The organism is Myxococcus sp. SDU36 (assembly GCF_030168875.1).
GTDB classification, from domain to species: domain Bacteria; phylum Myxococcota; class Myxococcia; order Myxococcales; family Myxococcaceae; genus Myxococcus; species Myxococcus vastator.
Map to the genome: position 1 here is coordinate 8,997,951 of NZ_CP077414.1, position 19,035 is coordinate 9,016,985.

Genomic DNA, 19,035 nt, shown 5'->3' on the forward strand with positions numbered 1-19,035 from the left:
GTTGAGGAGCGAGCCCATCCGCACGGAGGCTGTTTGCCACCTCGACCACCGCCTGCGTCGTCGTCCACGCCCTTCCTGGCGGACGTCTCCCGTTTCCTGGGGGCCTTCCGCTGGGCATTCATGCCGCTGGGGCTGGTCGCGTTGGTGGCGGTGGGGGTGCACTCGGCGGCGGACACGCTGGATGAACGGCTGCTGGCGCTGGTGGACCGGGTGGACGCGGGCTTCGACGCGCTCGTGGGTCGCTCTTCGCTGACGGCGCCCCTGGTGGAGTGGGTGTCGCTGGAGCAGCGCACCCGGATTGCGCGCTTCCTCGCGCTCGCGTGGGAGCTGGCGGCGGACGTGGTGCTGGCGCTGCCCGCGCTGGGCTACCGTGAGGCGGCCACCCCGGCTCCAGCGGAGGCGTGGCGCGCGGTGCTGGAGCCCCAGAAGGCCGCGCGTCCGACGTGGCGGCAGCTGGGGGCGCGGTGTCTGCGCAAGCCCACGCCCATGCGGTGGCTGCGGCCCCTGGCGACGGCGGCCGTGGCGCTGGCGGGCGCGTGCGCGGTGGCCAGGCTCATCCAGGGCTCGGTATACCTCTCCTGGCGTGAGCTCTTCGGCGACGGCGCGGCGGACGCGGCGGCCCGGGTGCTGGCGGTGGCCTCGCTGGTGGGCGTCCTGGTTTCGTTCGGGTGGCGCGCGGTGCTGCGCAACCTTCAACACGCGGACGCGGTGTGTGAGGAAGCCGGGGGCAGGGCGGCCTTGCGGCGCGGGCTGCTGGGCTGCGCGGTGGTGGTGCCGCTGGCCGTGGCGGCGGTGGTGGATGCGACGCCCTTGCTGTCGTTCTTCCGGTAGGTGCCCATGTTCCCGCGCCAGGCGAAAGGACTGCTGGACTTCTGCATGGCGGCGCTGTGCTTGTGGGCCGCGTACCACCACACGCCCGCGGGCGCGCTGGTGCGCAAGGCCACGGCATGGGCCACGGGGACGCGCAGCACCGCACGGCCCTTGCTCGCGTACTACGACGGCGTCAGTGGCACCTCGTTGTCGGCGCCGCTGGTGGCTCCCGACGTCCCCCTGTCGCGGGCCCTCACGGACGCGGAGGCCCTGGCCTGGGGAACCCACCTGGCGCTCAAGGGCGCCCAGGCGCGAGCCCGCCAGCCCGCGCTGGAGCTGGCGGCGGAGCTGGGCATCCCCGCCGCGTCGCTGTTGGACCCGCAGGCGGGCCCGGTGGCCGCGCGCAGCCTGCACACGGCGCTGGCCAAGGACTTTCCAGGAGAGGAGGCCCGGCTCACGGCGCTCTTCGCGGGCCGAGTCCCCGCGCGCTACGCGCTGGAGCGGGTGGCGGCGGAGGGTGAGGCGCCCACGCTGGAGCGCCTGTCGGGGCAGCTCCCACCGGGCTTCGAGGACGCGTCCGTGGGCGCCGCGCAGGCCCTGGCGCTGGCCACTGCCTTCGGACTGGCGTGGCCCGTCCATGAGAGCGCGCGTGTGACGAGTCCCTTCGGCGAGCGCTTCCACCCGGTGCTGGGGCGCCGGAAGCTGCACACAGGCGTGGACCTGGGCGTGCCGGTGGGGACGCCCGTGGTGGCGGTGGCGGACGGCGTCGTCCGGCGTGCCAGCGAGGACGCCGTGAATGGCCGCGTGCTGGTGGTGGACCACGGGCGGGGCGTGACGACGGCGTACTGTCACAACTCGGAGCTGCTGGTGAAGGTGGGACAGCGCGTGAGCCGGGGAGAACGGGTGGCGCATTCGGGCAACACGGGCCGCTCCACCGGTCCCCACCTGCACTACCAACTGGAGCTGGCGGCGCGGCCCATGGACCCGCTGAAGTTCCGCACCGCCTTGCGGCCCGTGGCGAAGGGCGCCGCGCCATGAGGCCTGACGCTCGAGGTTGTCACGCCGCCGTGGCACGAGGCGGCGGCAGCTGTGTTAGTCCCAGCGCATGTCTTCCCCCCTCACGGTGAAGGTGCGCCGCGTGCGCACCCATGCGGAGCCCCTGCCACTTCCCCGCTACGAGACGGCGCTGGCCGCGGGCCTGGACCTGCGCGCGGACATCGACGGGGAGCGGGTGCTGGCGCCCCTGGAGCGGCTGGCGGTGCCCACCGGGCTCGCGCTCGCGCTACCCGCTGGGTACGAAGGGCAGGTGCGTCCACGCTCGGGCCTGGCGCTGCGGCATGGCGTCACCCTGCTCAACGCGCCGGGGACGGTGGACGCGGATTACCGGGGAGAGGTGCAGGTCATCCTCGTCAACCTCTCCAACGAGCCCTTCACCCTGCGTCGGGGCGACCGCGTGGCCCAACTGGTGGTGGCCGCCGTGCCACCCGTCGCCCTCCAGGAGGTGGAGGTACTGGAGGAAACCTCCCGGGGTGGAAATGGCTTTGGGTCCACGGGCCGCTAGTCGCTGACTTCCGCGCTCGGCGTTCCTTGATGACAGGGGAGCGTGCAGAATAAGAGGCTGGGCCTTCCCCCGAGGTGGCCCCCGACTGCCTCCTGGAGTACGCCAGCTTTGCTCTGCTACCGCTGCGGCAGCCTCGTTCCTGCCTCCCAAGACACCTGTCCCACCTGTGGGCTGAAGCACGATGCCGCGGCGCGTCCTCCCGCCGGGGCGGCTCGCCGGCGCAACGCGGACGGCGCACCCTACAAGCCAGGGGACGTCGTCGCCGGCCGCTACGCCATCCTGGAAGTGGTGGGCTCCGGGCCCATGGGCTTCGTCTTCCGGGCCCAGGACGAGGAGATTGACGTCGAAGTGGCGCTCAAGGCCGTGCACCCGCGACTGGTGCAGCAGCCCGAGGAGCGCATGCAGTTTTCGCTGTCCATGCGCGTGGCCAAGAAGCTCAACCATCCGAACCTCCTGCGCGTGTACGAGGAGGGCGTGGATGGGGACCGGCCCTTCATCACCCTGCAACTGCTGGAGGGCATGACGCTGCGCCGGATGATGGAGCAGCGCACCGCGAGGGGGCAGCTCTTCTCGCTGAAGGAAGTGGAGCCGCTGCTGTCGCAGATGGCGGCGGCCCTGGACGCGGCGCACCGCTTCGGGCCGCACTCCGACCTCAAGCCGGAGAACGTCATCGTCCTGCCGGACCTGCTCAAGGTGACGGACTACGGCCTGGGCCTGGCCGTGCCACACCTGCCCTTCGTGCAGGCCCAGAAGGGGCAACGCGCGGACGTCTACATCGCGCCGGAGTACGTGGGCGGGGGCGAGCTGGACACGCGCATGGACGTGTACTCGCTCGCGGTCATCGTGGGGGAGTTGCTCACCGGGCTCGTGCCCGAGGACGGCGTCATCCCCGGCCTGACGATGCACCACCCGGACCTGCCGACCTCCATCGAGGCGCTGTACCGGCGCGCGCTCAACTTCAACCCGCTGGCCCGTCCGAAGACGGCGGGTGAGTTCCTCACCGAGTTCTCCAACATCCTGGCGCGCACGCCGGCCGCGGTGGTGTCGCGCGCGCGGAGCCTCCCGGCCCCTCCGGGCTCGTCGGCCGCGAACACCGCGAGGCAGGCGGCGAGGCCTCCGCCTCCGGTGCCCACGGGCATGCTCCCGGCCGTGCAGGAGGACGACCTGCCTCCGCCGCCCGGTGTCGCCGCGCCCACTCCGCCCGCGTCCATTCCGGACCTGCCGCCGCCGGTGGATGCCACGCAGCCGCTGGACGCGGCGTCGCTGGCCGCCATCATGGGCCGAGGCAAGCCCGCGTCTGCGTCCGCGCCGCAGCACCTGACGGAGCAGGCGCTGCCCTTCATCGCGCCGCCCGTCGCCGCGAAGGCGGCACCCTCGGCGCAGGGGAGCGCTTCGCGGCCCGTGTCGTCTCCGCCCGCGCCGTCCCGCTCCGCGCCGTCGCGGAAGGATTCCGAGGACACCCGTGAGCGTGGCGCCGCGTCCGCGCAGGAGTCCGAGGCCGCGCTGAGCCGCTCCGCCGCGCCCACGCAGGTGGACGCCCCCGCGGTGACGGATGGCCGCTCCAGCGCGATGACCCTGGACGAGGCACCCGCCGTGCCCGCGGGCCGCCCCGCCGCGCCCACGCTGGACGCCGCGCCCGCGGTGGGCCGCTCCCGTTCACGGGCTCGCGACGGCGCAGAAGGCGGTGCCGAGGACACCGGCAGCCGTGGCCGCGGCCGTGCCTCCGAGGACTCCGGTATTCGCACCCGCCGCCGGGGGGCGGAGGTGTCGGACCCGGGCGCTCGCTCCGGCGCGAAGCGGAGTGAACCGTCGGAAGGCTCCAGCGCTCGCGCCGCGCCTCGCGGAGCGGTGCTCACCAGGTCCGCCACGCGCGCGGCGAAGCCCCAGCGTTCCATGCTGAGGCTGGCGCTGCTCGTCCTCGGCTGCCTGGCGTTGGGCGCGGGCGGGGGCTTCCTGGCCATCAAGGCGCTGCAGAAGTCCGGAGGGCAGGGGGCTCGTGGCCAGGCGCCTGGTGGCGCGGCCGCGGTGGCGACGCCCGTGGGGGGGTGTCCCGCGGGAATGCGGCTGGTGAGTGGCGGGGCCTTCAAGATGGGCCGGAGCGACGACGACGCACTGGCCAGCCCGGACGAGCGCCCCGTCGCGAGCATCCAGGTGTCTTCCTTCTGCGTGGATGAGTACGAATTCCCCAACCAGGCTGGCGCGATGCCGAAGGTGGCCGTGGCCTGGGAAGAGGCGCGGGGAATGTGCGAGCGCGAGGGCAAGCGGCTCTGCACGGAAGAGGAATGGGAGAAGGCATGCAAGGGCCCCGGCAACTCGCGGTTCCCCTTCGGCGAGGAGCAGGCCGTGGGCGCGTGCAACACCGCGACGAGCTCGGGGGGACTGGCGATCTCCGGGCGCTTCGCGCGGTGCAAGTCGGGCTACGCGGTGATGGACCTGGCGGGCAACGCGGCGGAGTGGACGGCCACCCGCTTGGGTGTCCAGGGCTACGCGCTGAAGGGCGGCGCCTTCGACCAGCCGGACCCGGCGTCACGCTGCTCGGCGCGGAGCAACGGCGTGCCCACGGAGCGCTCGAACGCGGTGGGCTTCCGCTGCTGCGCGAGCGTGCGGGAATGAAGGGCTGCGTCGCCGCGCTCCTCGTCGCGCTGCTGCCGGCGGTGGCCGTGGCGCAGCAGCCGGCCCGTCCCCGCGTGGTGGCGGTGAAGTCCGCCCACCTGGCGCCGTATGCCTCCGTCATCGCCGGGTTCGCGGCGGAGGCCCGGGCGGAGGTGCAGGAGGTCATGCTGGACGAAAGCGCGGGCGCGGCCGCGCGGCTCTTCAAGAAGCTGGCGGCGCAGAAGCCCGCACTGGTGCTGGCCCTGGGGCCCCTGGCCGCCAACGCCGCACGGCGCTCGCTGGGCGAGGACGTGCCCGTCCTCTTCGCCATGGTGCCCTACTACGAGAAGTACGGCCTGGACGGCGCCAACGTCACCGGCATCTCCCTCACCAGCGACATGGGGCCGGAGCTGGAGGCGCTGAGGGTCGTGTCGCCGAAGGTGAAGCGCGTGGGCATCCTGCATGACCCGCGGTTCTCCGCGGCGACGGTGACGCAGGCCCGCGCGGCGGCGGCCTCGAAGGGCATGTCCATCCTCCCGCTGGAAATGAAGGCGGGGGGCCGGGCGGAGCAGGCGTTGGACGGCGCGGTGGGCAAGGTGGACGCGCTGCTGATGGTGGCGGACAAGACGGTGGGCAACGCGGCCGTCGTCCAGGCGCTCATCGCCTTCGCGACGGCGCACCGGGTGCCGCTGGCCGCGCTGACGCCCAGCCAGGTGAAGGAAGGGGCCACGCTGGCGCTCTCGCCCAGTCCCACGGCCATTGGCCAGCAGGCCGGGCGGCTGGCCAACCGCATCATCCACGAGAAGGTGAATCCAGGAGCGCTGGCGGTGGTTCAGCCCGAGGGGCTGGACTTGTCTCTCAATCTCACCGCCGCCAGGAAGTTGGGTCCGTCCTCCGACGCCGTGCTGGAACTCCTCCGGCTCGCGGCGCGGCGGGACTTTGCCGTGAAGGTCTACGAGTGATTCCGCGATACAGCCGTCAGGAGATGTCCTCCCTCTGGTCCGATGAGGCCCGTTACAGCCGTTGGCGCGACGTGGAGCTCGCCGCCCTGGAGGGCATGGTGGAGGCCGGACTGGCGCCCCGCGAGGCGCTGCGGGACTGCCTTGCTCGCGCGGGCGACTTCACGCCCGAGGACGCAGCGAAAATCGAGGAGATTGAGCGCACCACCAAGCACGACGTCATCGCCTTCCTCACCTTCATGGAGGAGCGGGTGGGGCACAGCGCGCGCTGGCTGCACCTGGGCATGACGTCGTCGGACGTGCTGGACACGTCGCTGGCGCTCACGCTGCGCGACGCGCTGGACCTCATCCTGAAGGATGTGGACCGCGTCATGGCCGCGGTGGAGAAGCGCGCCTTCGAGCACAAGCACACGCTGCAGATGGGCCGCAGCCACGGCATCCACGCGGAGCCCATCACCTTCGGCCACAAGCTGGCCATCTGGTACGACGAGCTGCGCCGCGCCCGCACGCGCCTGGAGCACGCGCGTGAGAGCATCGCCGTGGGGAAGATTTCCGGCGCGGTGGGCACCTTCGCGCACCTGCCACCCGCCGTGGAGGAGCACGTCTGCCGCAAGCTGGGCCTCAAGCCCGCGCCGGCCTCCAGCCAGGTGGTGCAGCGGGACCGGCACGCGGAGTTCTTCACCGCGCTGGCGCTGCTGGGCTCGAGCATCGAGAAGTTCGCCGTGGAGATTCGCCACCTCCAGCGCACCGAGGTGCGCGAGGCGGAGGAGCCCTTCACCGCGGGACAGAAGGGCTCCAGCGCCATGCCGCACAAGCGCAACCCGATTCTGTCGGAGAACCTCACCGGCCTGGCGCGCCTGCTGCGCGGCTACGCGGTGAGCGCCATGGAGGACGTGGCGCTGTGGCACGAGCGGGACATCTCCCACTCCTCCGTGGAGCGCGTCATCGGCCCGGATGCCACCATCCTCGCGGACTTCATGCTCATCCGCTTCGCGCGGCTGATGGAGGACCTGCGCGTCTACCCGGAGCAGATGAAGAAGAACCTGGACCTGCTGGGCGGCGTGGTGAACTCGCAGCGCCTCCTGTTGGAGCTGGCGCGCAAGGGCATGGACCGGCAGGCCGCCTACGTCATCGTCCAGCGCAACGCGATGAAGCTGTACGAGGAAGGCCTCGACTTCCGGCAGGCCCTGCTCGCGGACGAGGACCTGCGGAAGATGATGACGCCCGAGGAGATTTCCGACTGCTTCTCCCCGGGCTACCACACGCGCCACATGGACGACGTCTTCCAGCGCGTCTTCGGCCGGAGCGCGTAGGCGCCCCGTGCCGGTGCCGGAGAAGGGCTACTTCAGGTAGCCCTTCTCACGCAGGTTGCGCTCGATGCGGGCCTTCACGTCGCCCGGCTCCAGCGTCAGCGTCGTGCCGGTTATCTGCTCGTAGGCGGCCACGTACTTGGTGGCCAGGTCCACGCGCACGTCATCGGGGATGGGCGGCGGCGTGCCCTGGCCGGAGAAGTTCCGCTCGCGCATGAGCCACTGGCGGATGTTCTCCTTGTCCAGCATGCGCTGCGCTTCGCCCTTCGCGAAGCGCGCCTCGTACTCGTCGGCCACCCAGTAGCGGCTGGAGTCCGGGGTGTGCATCTCGTCGATGACGTAGAGCGTGTCGCCCACCTTGCCGAACTCGTACTTGGTGTCCACGAGGATGAGCCCGCGTGAGCGCGCCCACCTCTGCCCTTCGGCGAAGAGGCCCAGCGCGGCCTCGGAGATGCGCGCCCAGTCACGAGGCGTGGCCAGCCCCCGCGCCAGCAGCGCCTCCTCGGAGATGGGCTCATCGTGCAGGCCGTACTCCGCCTTGGTGGACGGGGTGATGATGGGGGCGGGGAAGGACTCGTCCTGGCGCAGGCCGTCCGGGAAGGGCAGGCCGTAGGCGGTGTGCGCGCCCTTCTGGTAGTCGCGCCACAGGCTGCCGGTGAGGTAGCCGCGCACCACCACCTCCACGGCGAAGGGCTGACAGGCGCGCGCCACGGTGACGTTGGCGTCGGGCACGTCCAGCACGTGGTTGGGGACGATGTGCTTTGTGCGCTCGAACCAGAAGGCGGAGAGCCGGTTGAGCACCTCGCCCTTGAAGGGGATGGTGGTGAGGATGTGGTCGAACGCGGACAGGCGGTCCGTCGTCACCAGGATGAGCCGGTCATCCTGCCGGTACGTCTCGCGAACCTTGCCTCGGTAGTGCTGGCCGAGCGCGGGCAGGTCCGTCTGCTGGAGGGTGAGGGGAAGCTGCGCGTGAAGTGCGGAGGTATTCACTGTCGCCTCGCGGCCCCTCTCTCGCGGGAAGGGCGAGAGGCAAGGGGGCCTGACTTGAGGCGCGCGACTCTACTGGAGCGAAGCGGGCAGGGAAGAAGGACCGTACGCCGCTGCCAGGTAGAGGAAAGCTGGGTTGATGCGCAGGATTCCATCCACGTAAGCGACCGCGTACGGCGCGCCCGACGCCCGGTCCACCTGCACCGCGCTGCTGGGCGCGATGCCCCAGTGGGCGAGCAGCGTGCGGGCCACCAGCTCCGCGGCCTCACGCTCGGAGAGGCCCTGGAGGCCCTCGCGGCGGTCATCCGGCCAACGCTCTCCGCCAGACTCGAACACCAGCTCCAAGGGCGCGCCCGCGTCGGGGGCCTGGAACAGGTCCATCTTCGGGTCGAAGCCCGGCGCGGCGAGCAGCTCGCCCTGTCGGCTGACGGGGAAGAGGACCAGTGCCTGGGCCGCTTGCCCGGCTTCAACGACGGACTGCCGGGCCACCTCGCGGAAGAGCTCCAGCCGCGTCGACGAAGACTCGAACTCGAGGAACTCCGGCGGATTGGTGAGGGCCTGCCGCGCGCTCACCGTGGCACGGACAGGTGCACCGACCTCACCACAGGCGGTGAGGACCGTCACGAGAGAGAGGAGCAACCCAGGGAGCCAGCGACGCATCAACGGGGAATATACCGATCTGCTTCGGGATCAACCAGCTAAACTCAGCGCATGCGGCCAGGGGAGCAGCTCACCGTTGTCCTTCATCAGACGCGTTCAACCGACAACCTCGGCGCCGTGGCCAGAATCATGGCCAATTTCGGGTACTCACGACTGATTCTGTCCGAGCCGGTGCTCAAGTCCATCGAGGGCGCGGAGCGTCTCGCGGTCAAGAGTGACTTCGTCCTGCGGGGCATGGAGGTGACGTCCGACCTGGGGGACGCGCTGAAGGACTGCGTGTACGCGGTGGGCACGACTTCTCGTACCCAGCTCAAGGGCCGCGCCGTGCTGACGCCGGAGGAGGCCATGCAGCGGCTGGCGGAGGAGAGCGTGCGCGGGCGCGTGGCGCTCGTCTTCGGCGGCGAGCAGCGGGGCATGTCCGACGAGGACCTGGCGCGGTGCACGGACGTGCTCGCCATTCCCACGTCGGCGGTGCAGCCGTCCATGAACCTGGCGCAGTCGTCCGCGGTGTTGCTGTACCTCTGCCATCGTCAGGGGCTGACGCCCACGGCCGCGGTGGAGGAGGCGCCGGGGGCGAAGCTGGGCACGCTGGGGGCGCTGGCGAAGCGGATGCGGGACGTCATGCTGCGCGCGGAGTTCCTCAACCCGCAGGCGCCGCAGCATGTGCTGAACGAGCTGGAGCAGACGTTGATGCGAGCGCGGCTGACCCAGCGCGAGGCGGAGCTGTGGCTCACGGCCTTCAAGCACCTGGAGCGCGCGGTGACGCGGGGCGCCTCAACCTGAGGAAGAGGCCGCCCCGGCGCCGACGGCGAGTCGCGGTCTACGCCGCGTCCTTCTTGAAGGCCTCGCCGTGGTGCTTCTCGCACAGGCCGGCCTTGAACGTCTTCACGCGGCACTCCGGCTTGGAGCAGGTGCGGTAGCGGCTGTGCGGCAGGTCGCCCTGGCGCCACTGCTTGTAGTGGAAGTAGCAGTAGTTCTTGGCGCGGTAGGGGCGCTTGCAGCCCTCCACGGTGCACGCCTTCTTGCCATTGCTCTTGGCGAAACGCGGCCAACTGGTGCGCTTCGGGGTCGTCTGGGCCTCGGCCATTGCGAAACTCTCCTGCGAAACGATGCGAAGTCGCGGCGCCACACCGAGGTGGACCCGCCGCAAGGGTACGGAAAAAGGCGCACTGTCTAGCGCCCATGTCCCCCGAACGCAAGGAGCCCGGGAAACCAGGGGCCACTGCGGGCCCGTTCCGGACGTCAGGGCGCGGGGGCGTCTTGTCCAGAACCCCCCGTCTCTGGGCCTGCTTCCCCCGAGGGCGGGGCCGCCTGGCGGCTCTTCGAGCGAGGCACCGGCGATAGCAGGTCGTCCAGCACCGGCTGAGGCGCCCCCGCGTGCCGCCCGGCCCCGGTGCTGGCCATGGTGGGCAGGGGCGTCTCGTCGGAGGGCAGCTCGTCCAACTTGAGGGTCAGCTTCATCGGGCGCCCCAGCCGGTGGACCTGGAACTTCACGTCACGGCCCACGCCCCGGGCGGCCACCTGCCAGCGCAGCGCATGCGCCCGGCGCACGCTCCGCTGGTCCATCCTGACGATGACGTCGCCCACCTGCAGGCCCGCGCGCTCGGCCGGACCGCCTTCGACGATGTCCGTCACCACCACCCCGCGGCCGCGCCGCAGGTTGAAGGCCTCGGCCACCTCGGGCGAGAAGTCCTGCACGCTCATGCCCAGCCACCCGCGGCGCACGCGGCCGTGGGCCTTGAGGTGCGGAATCACCGTCTTCGCGATGTCGATGGGGATGGCGAAGCCGATGCCCTGGCCCGCCACGTTGACGGCGTTGGCCACCGCCACCACGTCGCCGTGCAGGTCCAACACCGGCCCGCCGGAGTTGCCAGGGTTGATGGAGGCGTCCATCTGCATGTAGTCGAAGTCGCCATCCCGCCCGTTGGGCGTCACGTCCGTGCGGCCCATGTAGCTGACCACGCCCACCGTCACCGAGTGCGCCAGCCCGAAGGGGTTGCCGATGACGACAATCCAGTCCGCCGAGCGCACGTGTGACGCGGAGGCCAGCTTCAGCACGGGCAGCTTGCGGGGCGCGGCGATTTTCAGCAGCGCGCAGTCGGTGCGGGCGTCCTCGCCCACGATGATGGCCTCGAACTCCTCCACGTAGCCACGCGGGTGCAGGACGGAGACGATGACCTCCGCCGCGCCCTCCACCACGTGCGCGCTGGTGAGGACGTAGCCGTCCGGATGGATGATGAAGCCGGAGCCGATGCCCTTCTGCGCGTCTTCGCCGGCGGCGACGGCCTGCATGTCGGCGGCCTGCTGCGTGGTGATGGACACCACGGAGGGCATGGCGCGCCGGGCCACGTCGCTCAGCGTGGAGCGTTGCTTCTGGAGCGCGCGGTTCTGCGACTCCACCCACAGCCGGTTTCGCTCGCGGCCGGTGGCTTGCGCTGGCAGCACCAGCGCGCACACCAGCGCGGCGAACAGGATGACACTCTTGCCTCGCGCCCTGCCCATGGCCCCGCCTCCACCCCGACCATCCGCCTTCGGTGCAACCTAAGGAGGAGGGAAGGCCAGGGGAAGCGGGCCAGGCGGCGGACTACTTCTTCTGCGCGATGATGCGGTTCACCGCTGCACGGTCCTCGGCGCTGATGCGCTCACGAGGTGACGAATCCTTGTCTCCGGCGACGGCGTCCTTGGCGTCCTCGTACGCGTCCTCCAGCCCGTCCTTGAGCCGATCCACCGCGGACGGGTTCACCGAGCGGCTCCACGCCCGCTCCATGTGGTTCAACGGCGTGCGGCCATCCACCTTGCCCGAAGCCAGGAAGACGCCGAGCCCCACCGCACAGCACGTCCAGACGATGAACTTCAATGCGTTCACGCTCACAACCTCCTACCTCTTCGTACATTGAAAAAGAGGGCGTGGCCAGTTTCCGACCGCGGCGGTGTCCAATGCGCTGACAGCGCGGGGTGGGGCCTTTAATGTCCGCGCGCTTGCAACCCGAAGAACTCTTTCAGGCGGCCCGTGAGCGGGCGGCGCAGTTGGACGTGGGGCGTGGCGACGCGGCGGTGGAGCGGGTGCGCGCGGCGGCCTCGGCCCTCTTCGTCCGTATCCCCGAACCGCCGGTGTACCGCCGCGCGGAGGACCCTTCCCGCAAGGCCGCCCAGGCCCTGCTCCCCGAGGTCGAGCGGGTGCTGGCGGAGGCGCTGGCCGCGGGGCGGGATGGCTCGGCGGTGGCCACGCTGGAGAAGCTGGTGGCCGCGCTGCTGGCCCACGGCGAGGCGCTCTGCCACACGGCGGCCGGACGGCTGGAGGCCGCGGAGACGGCCTGGCGCCGGGCGCAGGAGCTGGAGCGCGCCGCGCACCCGACGCGCCACCTGGTGACGTCGCCGCCGCGTCCGCCGCCGGTGTTCGACAAGGGCTCGCGCGTGTCGCGGTATGACCCGCGCAACGCGCCCCAGGCGAACGTGAAGCTGGTGTGCCCGAACATGGGCTGCAAGCGGGTGGGGGACTACGCGTTCCTCACCAGTCACGCCTACAACCGCTTCATCTGCCCGGTCTGCCGCACGCCCTTCCTGGCGTACTTCGGCGAGCTGCGTGGGCTGGAGGTGGAGGTCGGCCGCAGCTCCAAGCGGTACTTCTTCACGGTGGACGAGGTCGGCACCACGGGCAGCACGCGCATCGAGTTCGAGGAGGCCAGCGGACAGGAGTTCCCCTCCGCTCGGCGCGACTTGCTGGCCTTCGTCTATACGGAGGCGCGCGAGCTGAAGGCGGTGGTGAACCTCACCAACCAGCGGCTCATGTGGGTGAGCCCGGCGTCCTCGTGCTTCGTGGCCACGGTGGCGTTCGGCGACGGCGCGCCGGAGCTCGTGGCCTTCCGCGCCTACCGCGACGACGTGCTGCGGAAGAGCGCGCCGGGCCGGGCGTTCATCCGGGGCTACTACCAGTGGGGCCCTGACGTGGCGGCGTGGGTGTCGCGGCGCCCGGTGGCCCGTGAGGGTGTGCGGTGGGCGCTGCGGCGGGTGCATGGCCGCCTGACGAGGAGTGGATTCCAGTGACGGAAAGCATCGGGGCTCCGCCTCCGGCCCCGAAGAAGGCGGGCGCCGGAACGAAGGTGGTGCTGGGGTTGTTGGGGGCGCTCGGCGTGGGCGGCGTGGTGTACCTGGGCGTGCTGGAAGCGCAGCGGGCCCGGCTGGTGCCGGATGGGACGTCCGCGCCGTCCATGGAGATGGCGCGCCATGGCGGCGGCACGCTGAAGCTGGAGGACCTGAAGGGCCAGGTGGTGATGCTGGACTTCTGGGCCACCTGGTGCCCGCCGTGCCGTGAGGAGATGCCGGCGCTGGTGAAGCTGGCCAAGGAGTACGAGCCGCAGGGGCTCGTCTTCGTGGCGGCCAGCCGGGATGACGGCGACCGCGCGCCCAAGCTGGTGGAGGCCTTCATGCGCAACCACCTGCCGGACCTGGCGCCGTACGTGGTGTACGCGGACGACAACGTGGCGCGGGCCTTCCAGGTCAGCGCGCTGCCGACGCTCTACTTCCTGGACCGCGAGGGCAAGGTGATGGACGCGCAGCGCGGCGCGCTGTCCGAGGACGGCATCCGCCGCCGCATCGAGCGCGCGCTCAAGCAGCCCTGAGCCACGTCGCCCTTCCTCCTCAGGGCTTCTTCTCTGGCGGCGCCGCCGAAGCCGGAGGCGGCTGCCCCGCCGGGACGACGGTCTCCTTCTTCTCCGTCTCCACCTCCGAGCGAACGAGCCGGAAGTCGACGCGCCGGTTCTTCGCGCGGCCCAGCGCCGTGTCGTTGGTGGCAATCGGGTTGTCGAAGCCGAAGCCCTTGGAGCTGAGGCGCTTGCGCGCGATGCCCTTGGCCACCAGGTAGTCGAGCACGGACTTCGCGCGGCGGTCGGACAGGCCCATGTTGAGGGCGCGCGAGCCGCGGTTGTCGGTGTGGCCTTCGATGAGCACGGGGCCTAGCGTCGGGTTCTTCCGCAGCACCGTCGCCACCTCGTCCAGCAGCGGGTAGGAGCGCTTCTGGATGACGGCGGAGCCCGTCTCGAAGAGCACGTTGCCCTTGATGCGGATGCGGTCCGATTCGACGACGACGTAGGGCGGTGAGTCGAACGGGCAGCCGTTGTTCTCCGGCGGGCCGAACTCCTCGGGGCAGTCGTCCTCGTTGTCGGGCACCTCGTCGCCGTCGGTGTCCGGGCAGCCGTCGTAGTCCTTCGGGCCGGGCTGGTACGGGCACTTGTCGAGCGTGTCGGGGATGCCGTCGCCGTCCGCGTCGTTCGCGTCCTCCGGGCAGCCCTTGTTGGACTTGGGGCCCGGCTTGTCGACGCAGGCGTCCTCGCCGTCGACGACGCCGTCGCCGTCCGTGTCGTGGTTCGGGTCCGGGCAGCCCTTGGTGTGCTTGGGGCCCTTCTCGTTGGCGCAGCCGTCCTCGCCGTCCGGAATCCCGTCGCCGTCGTTGTCCGGGTCGGGGCAGCCGTCGCCGTCCTGGAAGCCGTCCTTGTCCTCGGGCTCGTTGGGGCAGCGGTCGCGGATGTCGGGCACGCCGTCGCCGTCCGAGTCGACGAACGTCTCGTCGTAGCGCACCGCGAACATCACCCGCAGGGCCTCGCGGCCGTAGCCACTGGACAGGTTGATGCCTCGGCCGACGTTCAGCTCCATGCCCCAGTTGCCCCAGACCTTCGCGCGGGCACCCACCAGGGCCTCCCACGGCGTCTTGAGCGTGTCGGCCTGGTCGAAGTTGAAGGGGCGCACCAGCGGGGTGCCCAGGTGCATCTCCGCCACGGCCTCCACGTCCGTGAAGCGGCCCATGTTGGGCAGCTCCGCGATGGCGCCAGCGCCCAGCGTCAGCTCGTCGTCGACGAGCAGGTTGAGGTACTGCGCATGGGGCCGCAGCCGCACACCCACGTTGCCGAGCACGCGGATGGGCACGGGGAGGAAGGTGAACCGCTGCTCCAGCGCGACGCGAGGCGCCCAGAGCACGCCGCGCTCGCCGGTGAAGCTGGAGGCGCTGCCGGTGGGCAGCCGGACCTCGGCGACGAGCGACACGCCCACCGGGAACGTCTCCCGGTCCAGCAGGTGGACGCGCGGCAGCAGGCGGATGTCGCCCAGCGTGGTGCGGCCCACGCCCGCGGCACCCGGGAAGTTGGGGGCGTCCAGCGCGTCGCGCAGCAGCTGGAAGTTGTCACCCTGGAGCAGCGTGACGGGCAGGTCCACCGCCAGCTCCAGGCGCTCATGGAGCTGATAGGCGAACAGCAGGTGCGCATCGAGCCGGTAGGGCAGGAGGTCGCCCAGCTTCTCGTCGCCCAGCTTCAGGGAGAGGATGCGCCAGTTGAAGTCGAACAGGAGCGCCGCGCGGAAGCTGCCCACGGGCAGCGCGTTGCTCGTGCCTTCCAGCGCGATGCCGCTGTGCTGGGCGGCGGTGGCCTTGACGGGAACGGCGTCGAACCCGCGGGCGAACGGGTCGTGGTCGGCGTGCGCAGCCACCGAGGCCAGCAGCAGGCCCAGGACGGCGAGTCGGGTGGCTGAGCCACGCAAGCTGATGCCTCGCATGTTTCAGGCTCTTAGCACCCGACTCCGGAGGGTGGAAGGAAATGACCCACCCCCCGGTACTGTTGATTGCAGCCGGGTGTTATTTCTCCATGAACTGCTGCGCGGGGATGACCTGGATGGCCTCCGGGCGCAGGGGCAGCTTGGACGCGGAGATGGCCTGGTCCTGCGCCAGCAGCGTCTCCGGCTTGGGGGACGCGTAGGTGATGGGTGACGGCGCACCGGAGCGCAGCGCCTGGGCGAGCCCCTCCGCGTCCTCGGTGACGAAGGCGAAGTTGAGGGCCTCGGGCCGCACGCGGCGGCGGAGCGCCTCCTGGACGGACTTCGGCGTCATCTTCGACATGGCCTGGCGGTACTGCTCCAGGAAGTCGGGCGTGCCGTAGAAGCGCCCGTCAATGGCGTAGCCCAGCCGGCGCTGGTCCGTCTGTTCCCACAGGCGGGTGTAGCCCTGGAGGAAGCCGCGCATCAGCTCGAAGCGCTCCTGGGGGATGCCCTCCTCCACCATCTGGTCCAGGAAGAACACCGCGCCGCGCGTGGCGAACACGCCCTGGGTGGGCACCACGGGGCGGAGCCACAGGGACAGGTCCTGCTGGGTGCGCGCGATGTTGGTGCGGTTGTACGTGGTGCCGGGCGACTCGATGAAGTGCTCGGCGTAGGCGTAGTCGCCGTAGTTGAGGCCGCGCTTCTCGCGCAGCTCGGTGAAGAGCACGCCAATGGACTGGCGGTGCTCGCCCAGGTTGGACATGGCGAAGGCCACCGGGAAGAAGTCCGGGTCGCCGCGGCGGATGGTGCTGACGGCGCCCATGCTGACGGCGGTGGAGAGCGTGGGCTTCTGGATGATGACGGTGCGGCCGGCCGTCGTCGGCACGGCGGGCAGCGCCACGCGCGGCGCGCCCTTCGCGGGCAGCGCGGACAGGCGCGAGCGGAGCGTCTGCGCGAGCGCTTCATCCACCCCGCCCGCCAGGCCGATGACGAGCCTGTCCTGCGTGAAGACGCGCTGGGCGTGGGCCTTCACGTCGTCCAGCGTGAGGGCCTTCAGCCCCTGCACGGTGCCGCCGGTGAAGTGCGCGTAGGGGTGCCCTTCGAAGATGAGCGCGTCCAGCGCGGCCTTGCCCAGCGCCTCGTCGTTGGCGCTGCGCAGGCCGTTCTCCACGTCGCTGATGGCGTTGGCGCGCAGGCGCTCCAGCTCGGCGGCGTCCAGGCGCGGGGCCAGGAGCACGTCGGTGAAGAGGTCCTGGAAGCGCGCCAGGAAGTCCTTGTGGACGCGGCCGGAGAACGTCGTGAACTCCTTGTCCACGAAGACGTCCAGCTCCGCGGCCATGGGGTACAGGGCCTCCAGGAGCTGCGAGGAGGTGAGCTTCTGCGTGCCCCCCTCCGCCATGAGCCGCGCGGTGAGGGCGGTGAGGCCCTCCTTGCCCTTCGGGTCGTCCACGGAGCCGGTGTGGAAGACGAGCCGGAAGGAGACGATGGGCGAGTCCGGCTGCGCCAGGACGACCAGCTCCATGGGCTCGGGCTGGCGCAGCGGCGTCGCGGGCACGGCCTCCGGGCGCGCGGGCGGCGGGGCGGGCTCGGGCGCCGCGGCCTGGGCGGGCGCCGCGGGCGGCGGCGCCTTCTCGTCGGGGGGCGGCGCCTGGGGCGTGGTGGCGCAGCCGGCGAGCCCCAGCAGGGCGGTGAGGGACAGGAGTGCTCGGGTCTTCATCACTTCGTCCCTCCCTGGGCGTCCGTCTTGGGGGTGAGGCTGAGCAGGATGAACTTGTTGGCGGTGAGGTGGCGCTTGGTGAAGTCGGACAGCTGCGCGGGCGTCACCTGGGGCAGGCGCTGCAGGTGGCGCTGGAAGCCGTCGGGCGAGCCCGTGACGCCGGCGTACCAGCCGAGTTGGATGCCCACGTCACGAGGCGTCTCCAGGGCCATGAGCGCGCCGTAGCGGGCGTGGTCCTGGATGGCCTTGAGGCGCGCGGCGTCCACGCGGCCCGCGGCGAGCCGGCTGACCTCCTGGAGCAGCGTCTTGCGGACGGCGGCGCGGTGGCGCTTGTCCTTCAGGGTGGCGGTGAGGGTGAAGAGGTGCGGGTCGCGGTGCTCGGCGTAGTCGCTGCCAATGGACTCCACGAGCTGCTTGTCCAGCACCAGCCGCTTGTAGGCGGGGCTGGTGGGGCCTGCCAGGTAGTCCACGAGGAGCGTCTGGATGGCGGCGTCGGCCGGGCTGGTGCCGGCGCCGGGCGTGCGCCACGCAATCACCAGCCGGGGCTGCGTGGGCTGCGGCCAGTCGATGTGGGCGGTGCGAGGCCCCTGCTGGGGTGGCTCGGCGGGGACAGAGACTTGGGCGGCCTTGCGATTCCACGGGCCGTAGTGCTGGCGGACCTGCTCCATGACCTGGGCGTCATCGAAGTCGCCGATGATGAAGAGCAGGGTGTTGTCGGGGGTGTACCAGCGCTCGAAGAAGGTGCGGCTGTACGCATAGGCCTGGGGCATCGCCTGGATGTCCTTGTAGAAGCCCATGGTGGTGTGTTGGTACGTGTGGCGGGTGAAGGCCGCGGCGTTGAGCTCCTCCTCCAGCTTGAGGAAGGGGGCGGCGGCGTTCTTGTGGTACTCGCCGAGCACGGCGAGCGCCTCCGTCTGGAAGGACGGCTCGCTGTACTCCAGGTTCCGGAAGCGGTCCGCCTCGATTTCGATGAGCTGGGGCAGGCCGGCGGTGGGGCCGTAGGAGTAGTAAAGGGTGATGTCGTCGGTGGTGAAGGCGTTGTCGTCGTAGCCGAAGTTCCCGAGGATGCGCTCGCGCTCGCCTTCCGGGTGCGTTTTCGTGCCCTTGAACATCATGTGCTCGAAGAAGTGGGCGAAGCCGGTGCGGCCGGGCTCCACCTCGTTGCGTGAGCCCACGCGGACCACGGTGACGTAGGCGATGATGCCGCGGGACGGGTAGGGCACGCGGACCACGGTGAGGCCGTTGGGCAGGGTGTCCGTCTGGAGGGTGTACGGGAAGGCGTCCGACGCCGGGGTGGCGGCGGCGGCCGGCAGGGCGGGGCCCAGCAGGAGCAGAAGGAGGGGGAGCAGTCGTCTCATTCAGGTGTCTCGTGGCCGGGGCGGAAGCAGTGGGACCCGGCGGGTAGGCGACCCTACGACGGCTGGCTCGGTGGGGGAGGGGCTTGTGGGCCGAGTGTCCACGTCCGTGCGCCCAAGTGGGCCCGCGGCCATTCAGGAGGATTGACGCGCCCCCGGCAGCGGTTAATGTGAAGAAGACGGGGCGCGGTGAGTGGCCGCGTGACGTGCAGTGAACCTACCGGGGGCGACCTGGTTTCGACGGGGGCAATGAAGTTCGAGACGCGTGCCGAGCTTGTCTGGTAGCTCGTAAATCCAACCCGGCAAAGACACAAAAGCCAACGACAACGTTGAGCTCGCGCTGGCTGCCTAAAAACAGCTCTTAGTGCGCGGTCCCCCCGCTCTCGGCCTGTGGGGTTGGGATGGGCCGTCATAATGCAGGCTGGCTGCCAAGGGCGCCTGGACCCGAGGTGGCGAGACCTTTCCAGGACCGGCTCTGAGTATCCCGTCCGTGGGAGCCTCAGGGACGTAGCAAACCGCGGACTACGCACGTAGGGTCGAAGAACGGACGGCTTTCGGACGCGGG

At 71.0% G+C, this 19,035-nt stretch carries 17 protein-coding genes and 1 other RNA gene; 10 read left to right on the forward strand and 8 right to left on the reverse strand.

The window, feature by feature from the left end; translation table 11 throughout:
* The first annotated feature begins 33 nt into the window (after positions 1 to 33).
* The 6 genes from KGD87_RS36750 to purB all read left to right on the forward strand — a co-directional run bounded on the left by KGD87_RS36750 (position 34) and on the right by purB (position 7,235).
* Positions 34 to 831 (forward strand): hypothetical protein, encoded by a 798-nt coding sequence (locus KGD87_RS36750; protein ID WP_284665524.1) that lies wholly within the window; start codon positions 34 to 36, stop codon positions 829 to 831.
* Positions 832 to 837: 6 nt separating this feature from the next.
* Positions 838 to 1,848 carry a M23 family metallopeptidase gene (locus KGD87_RS36755; RefSeq protein WP_284665525.1) on the forward strand — a complete coding sequence of 337 codons (1,011 nt, stop codon included), beginning with the start codon at positions 838 to 840 and terminating at the stop codon, positions 1,846 to 1,848.
* Between the two features lie 67 nt (positions 1,849 to 1,915).
* Positions 1,916 to 2,371, forward strand: coding sequence for a dUTP diphosphatase (gene dut / locus KGD87_RS36760; RefSeq protein WP_284665526.1), 456 nt, complete (start codon positions 1,916 to 1,918; stop codon positions 2,369 to 2,371).
* Positions 2,372 to 2,479: 108 nt separating this feature from the next.
* The gene (locus KGD87_RS36765) at positions 2,480 to 4,984 is read left to right on the forward strand and encodes a protein kinase domain-containing protein (protein WP_284665527.1); all 2,505 of its coding nucleotides are present in this window, start codon (positions 2,480 to 2,482) and stop codon (positions 4,982 to 4,984) included.
* Positions 4,981 to 5,925 carry an ABC transporter substrate-binding protein gene (locus tag KGD87_RS36770; RefSeq protein ID WP_284665528.1) on the forward strand — a complete coding sequence of 315 codons (945 nt, stop codon included), beginning with the start codon at positions 4,981 to 4,983 and terminating at the stop codon, positions 5,923 to 5,925. Before KGD87_RS36765 ends, KGD87_RS36770 begins: the two co-directional genes overlap by 4 nt.
* On the forward strand, positions 5,922 to 7,235 hold the full coding sequence (gene purB, locus KGD87_RS36775) for an adenylosuccinate lyase (RefSeq protein WP_284665529.1): 1,314 nt from the start codon (positions 5,922 to 5,924) through the stop codon (positions 7,233 to 7,235). The genes KGD87_RS36770 and purB overlap by 4 nt, the downstream gene beginning before the upstream one ends.
* 27 nt (positions 7,236 to 7,262) lie before the next feature.
* Here purB and KGD87_RS36780 read toward each other — a convergent pair whose 3' ends face one another.
* The gene (locus KGD87_RS36780; protein WP_284665530.1) at positions 7,263 to 8,222 is read right to left on the reverse strand and encodes a phosphoribosylaminoimidazolesuccinocarboxamide synthase; all 960 of its coding nucleotides are present in this window, start codon (positions 8,220 to 8,222) and stop codon (positions 7,263 to 7,265) included.
* A 69-nt stretch (positions 8,223 to 8,291) separates the two neighbouring features.
* A complete protein-coding gene (locus KGD87_RS36785) occupies positions 8,292 to 8,882 on the reverse strand; it encodes a hypothetical protein (protein WP_502887988.1) in 591 nt (196 codons plus the stop codon).
* 48 nt (positions 8,883 to 8,930) lie between these two features.
* Here KGD87_RS36785 and KGD87_RS36790 point away from each other — a divergent pair, with 48 nt between their 5' ends.
* Positions 8,931 to 9,662, forward strand: coding sequence for an RNA methyltransferase (locus KGD87_RS36790; protein ID WP_284665532.1), 732 nt, complete (start codon positions 8,931 to 8,933; stop codon positions 9,660 to 9,662).
* Between the two features lie 37 nt (positions 9,663 to 9,699).
* Here KGD87_RS36790 and KGD87_RS36795 read toward each other — a convergent pair whose 3' ends face one another.
* The 3 genes from KGD87_RS36795 to KGD87_RS36805 all read right to left on the reverse strand — a co-directional run bounded on the left by KGD87_RS36795 (position 9,700) and on the right by KGD87_RS36805 (position 11,751).
* The gene (locus KGD87_RS36795) at positions 9,700 to 9,966 is read right to left on the reverse strand and encodes a vegetative protein (RefSeq protein WP_163782665.1); all 267 of its coding nucleotides are present in this window, start codon (positions 9,964 to 9,966) and stop codon (positions 9,700 to 9,702) included.
* 155 nt (positions 9,967 to 10,121) lie between these two features.
* Complete coding sequence (locus KGD87_RS36800) at positions 10,122 to 11,381, reverse strand: S1C family serine protease (protein ID WP_284665533.1); 1,260 nt, start codon at positions 11,379 to 11,381, stop codon at positions 10,122 to 10,124.
* A gap of 82 nt (positions 11,382 to 11,463) precedes the next feature.
* Positions 11,464 to 11,751, reverse strand: a complete 288-nt coding sequence (locus tag KGD87_RS36805) for a hypothetical protein (RefSeq protein ID WP_163786608.1) — start codon at positions 11,749 to 11,751, stop codon at positions 11,464 to 11,466.
* Between the two features lie 95 nt (positions 11,752 to 11,846).
* Between KGD87_RS36805 and KGD87_RS36810 the strand changes: the two genes are divergently transcribed.
* Complete coding sequence (locus KGD87_RS36810; RefSeq protein WP_284665534.1) at positions 11,847 to 12,923, forward strand: CFI-box-CTERM domain-containing protein; 1,077 nt, start codon at positions 11,847 to 11,849, stop codon at positions 12,921 to 12,923.
* A complete protein-coding gene (locus KGD87_RS36815; RefSeq protein WP_284665535.1) occupies positions 12,920 to 13,498 on the forward strand; it encodes a TlpA family protein disulfide reductase in 579 nt (192 codons plus the stop codon). The genes KGD87_RS36810 and KGD87_RS36815 overlap by 4 nt, the downstream gene beginning before the upstream one ends.
* A gap of 19 nt (positions 13,499 to 13,517) precedes the next feature.
* Here the strand turns inward: KGD87_RS36815 and KGD87_RS36820 are convergent, their stop codons facing one another.
* The 3 genes from KGD87_RS36820 to KGD87_RS36830 all read right to left on the reverse strand — a co-directional run bounded on the left by KGD87_RS36820 (position 13,518) and on the right by KGD87_RS36830 (position 18,473).
* Positions 13,518 to 15,419 carry an OmpA family protein gene (locus tag KGD87_RS36820; RefSeq protein WP_284665536.1) on the reverse strand — a complete coding sequence of 634 codons (1,902 nt, stop codon included), beginning with the start codon at positions 15,417 to 15,419 and terminating at the stop codon, positions 13,518 to 13,520.
* A gap of 79 nt (positions 15,420 to 15,498) precedes the next feature.
* Complete coding sequence (locus KGD87_RS36825) at positions 15,499 to 17,115, reverse strand: M16 family metallopeptidase (protein ID WP_284665537.1); 1,617 nt, start codon at positions 17,113 to 17,115, stop codon at positions 15,499 to 15,501.
* Positions 17,115 to 18,473: a M16 family metallopeptidase gene (locus tag KGD87_RS36830; RefSeq protein ID WP_284665538.1), complete on the reverse strand. Its 1,359-nt coding sequence runs from the start codon at positions 18,471 to 18,473 to the stop codon at positions 17,115 to 17,117. The genes KGD87_RS36825 and KGD87_RS36830 overlap by 1 nt, the downstream gene beginning before the upstream one ends.
* 219 nt (positions 18,474 to 18,692) lie before the next feature.
* Between KGD87_RS36830 and ssrA the strand changes: the two genes are divergently transcribed.
* Positions 18,693 to 19,035, forward strand: a transfer-messenger RNA (tmRNA) gene (gene ssrA, locus KGD87_RS36835); the annotation flags it as partial.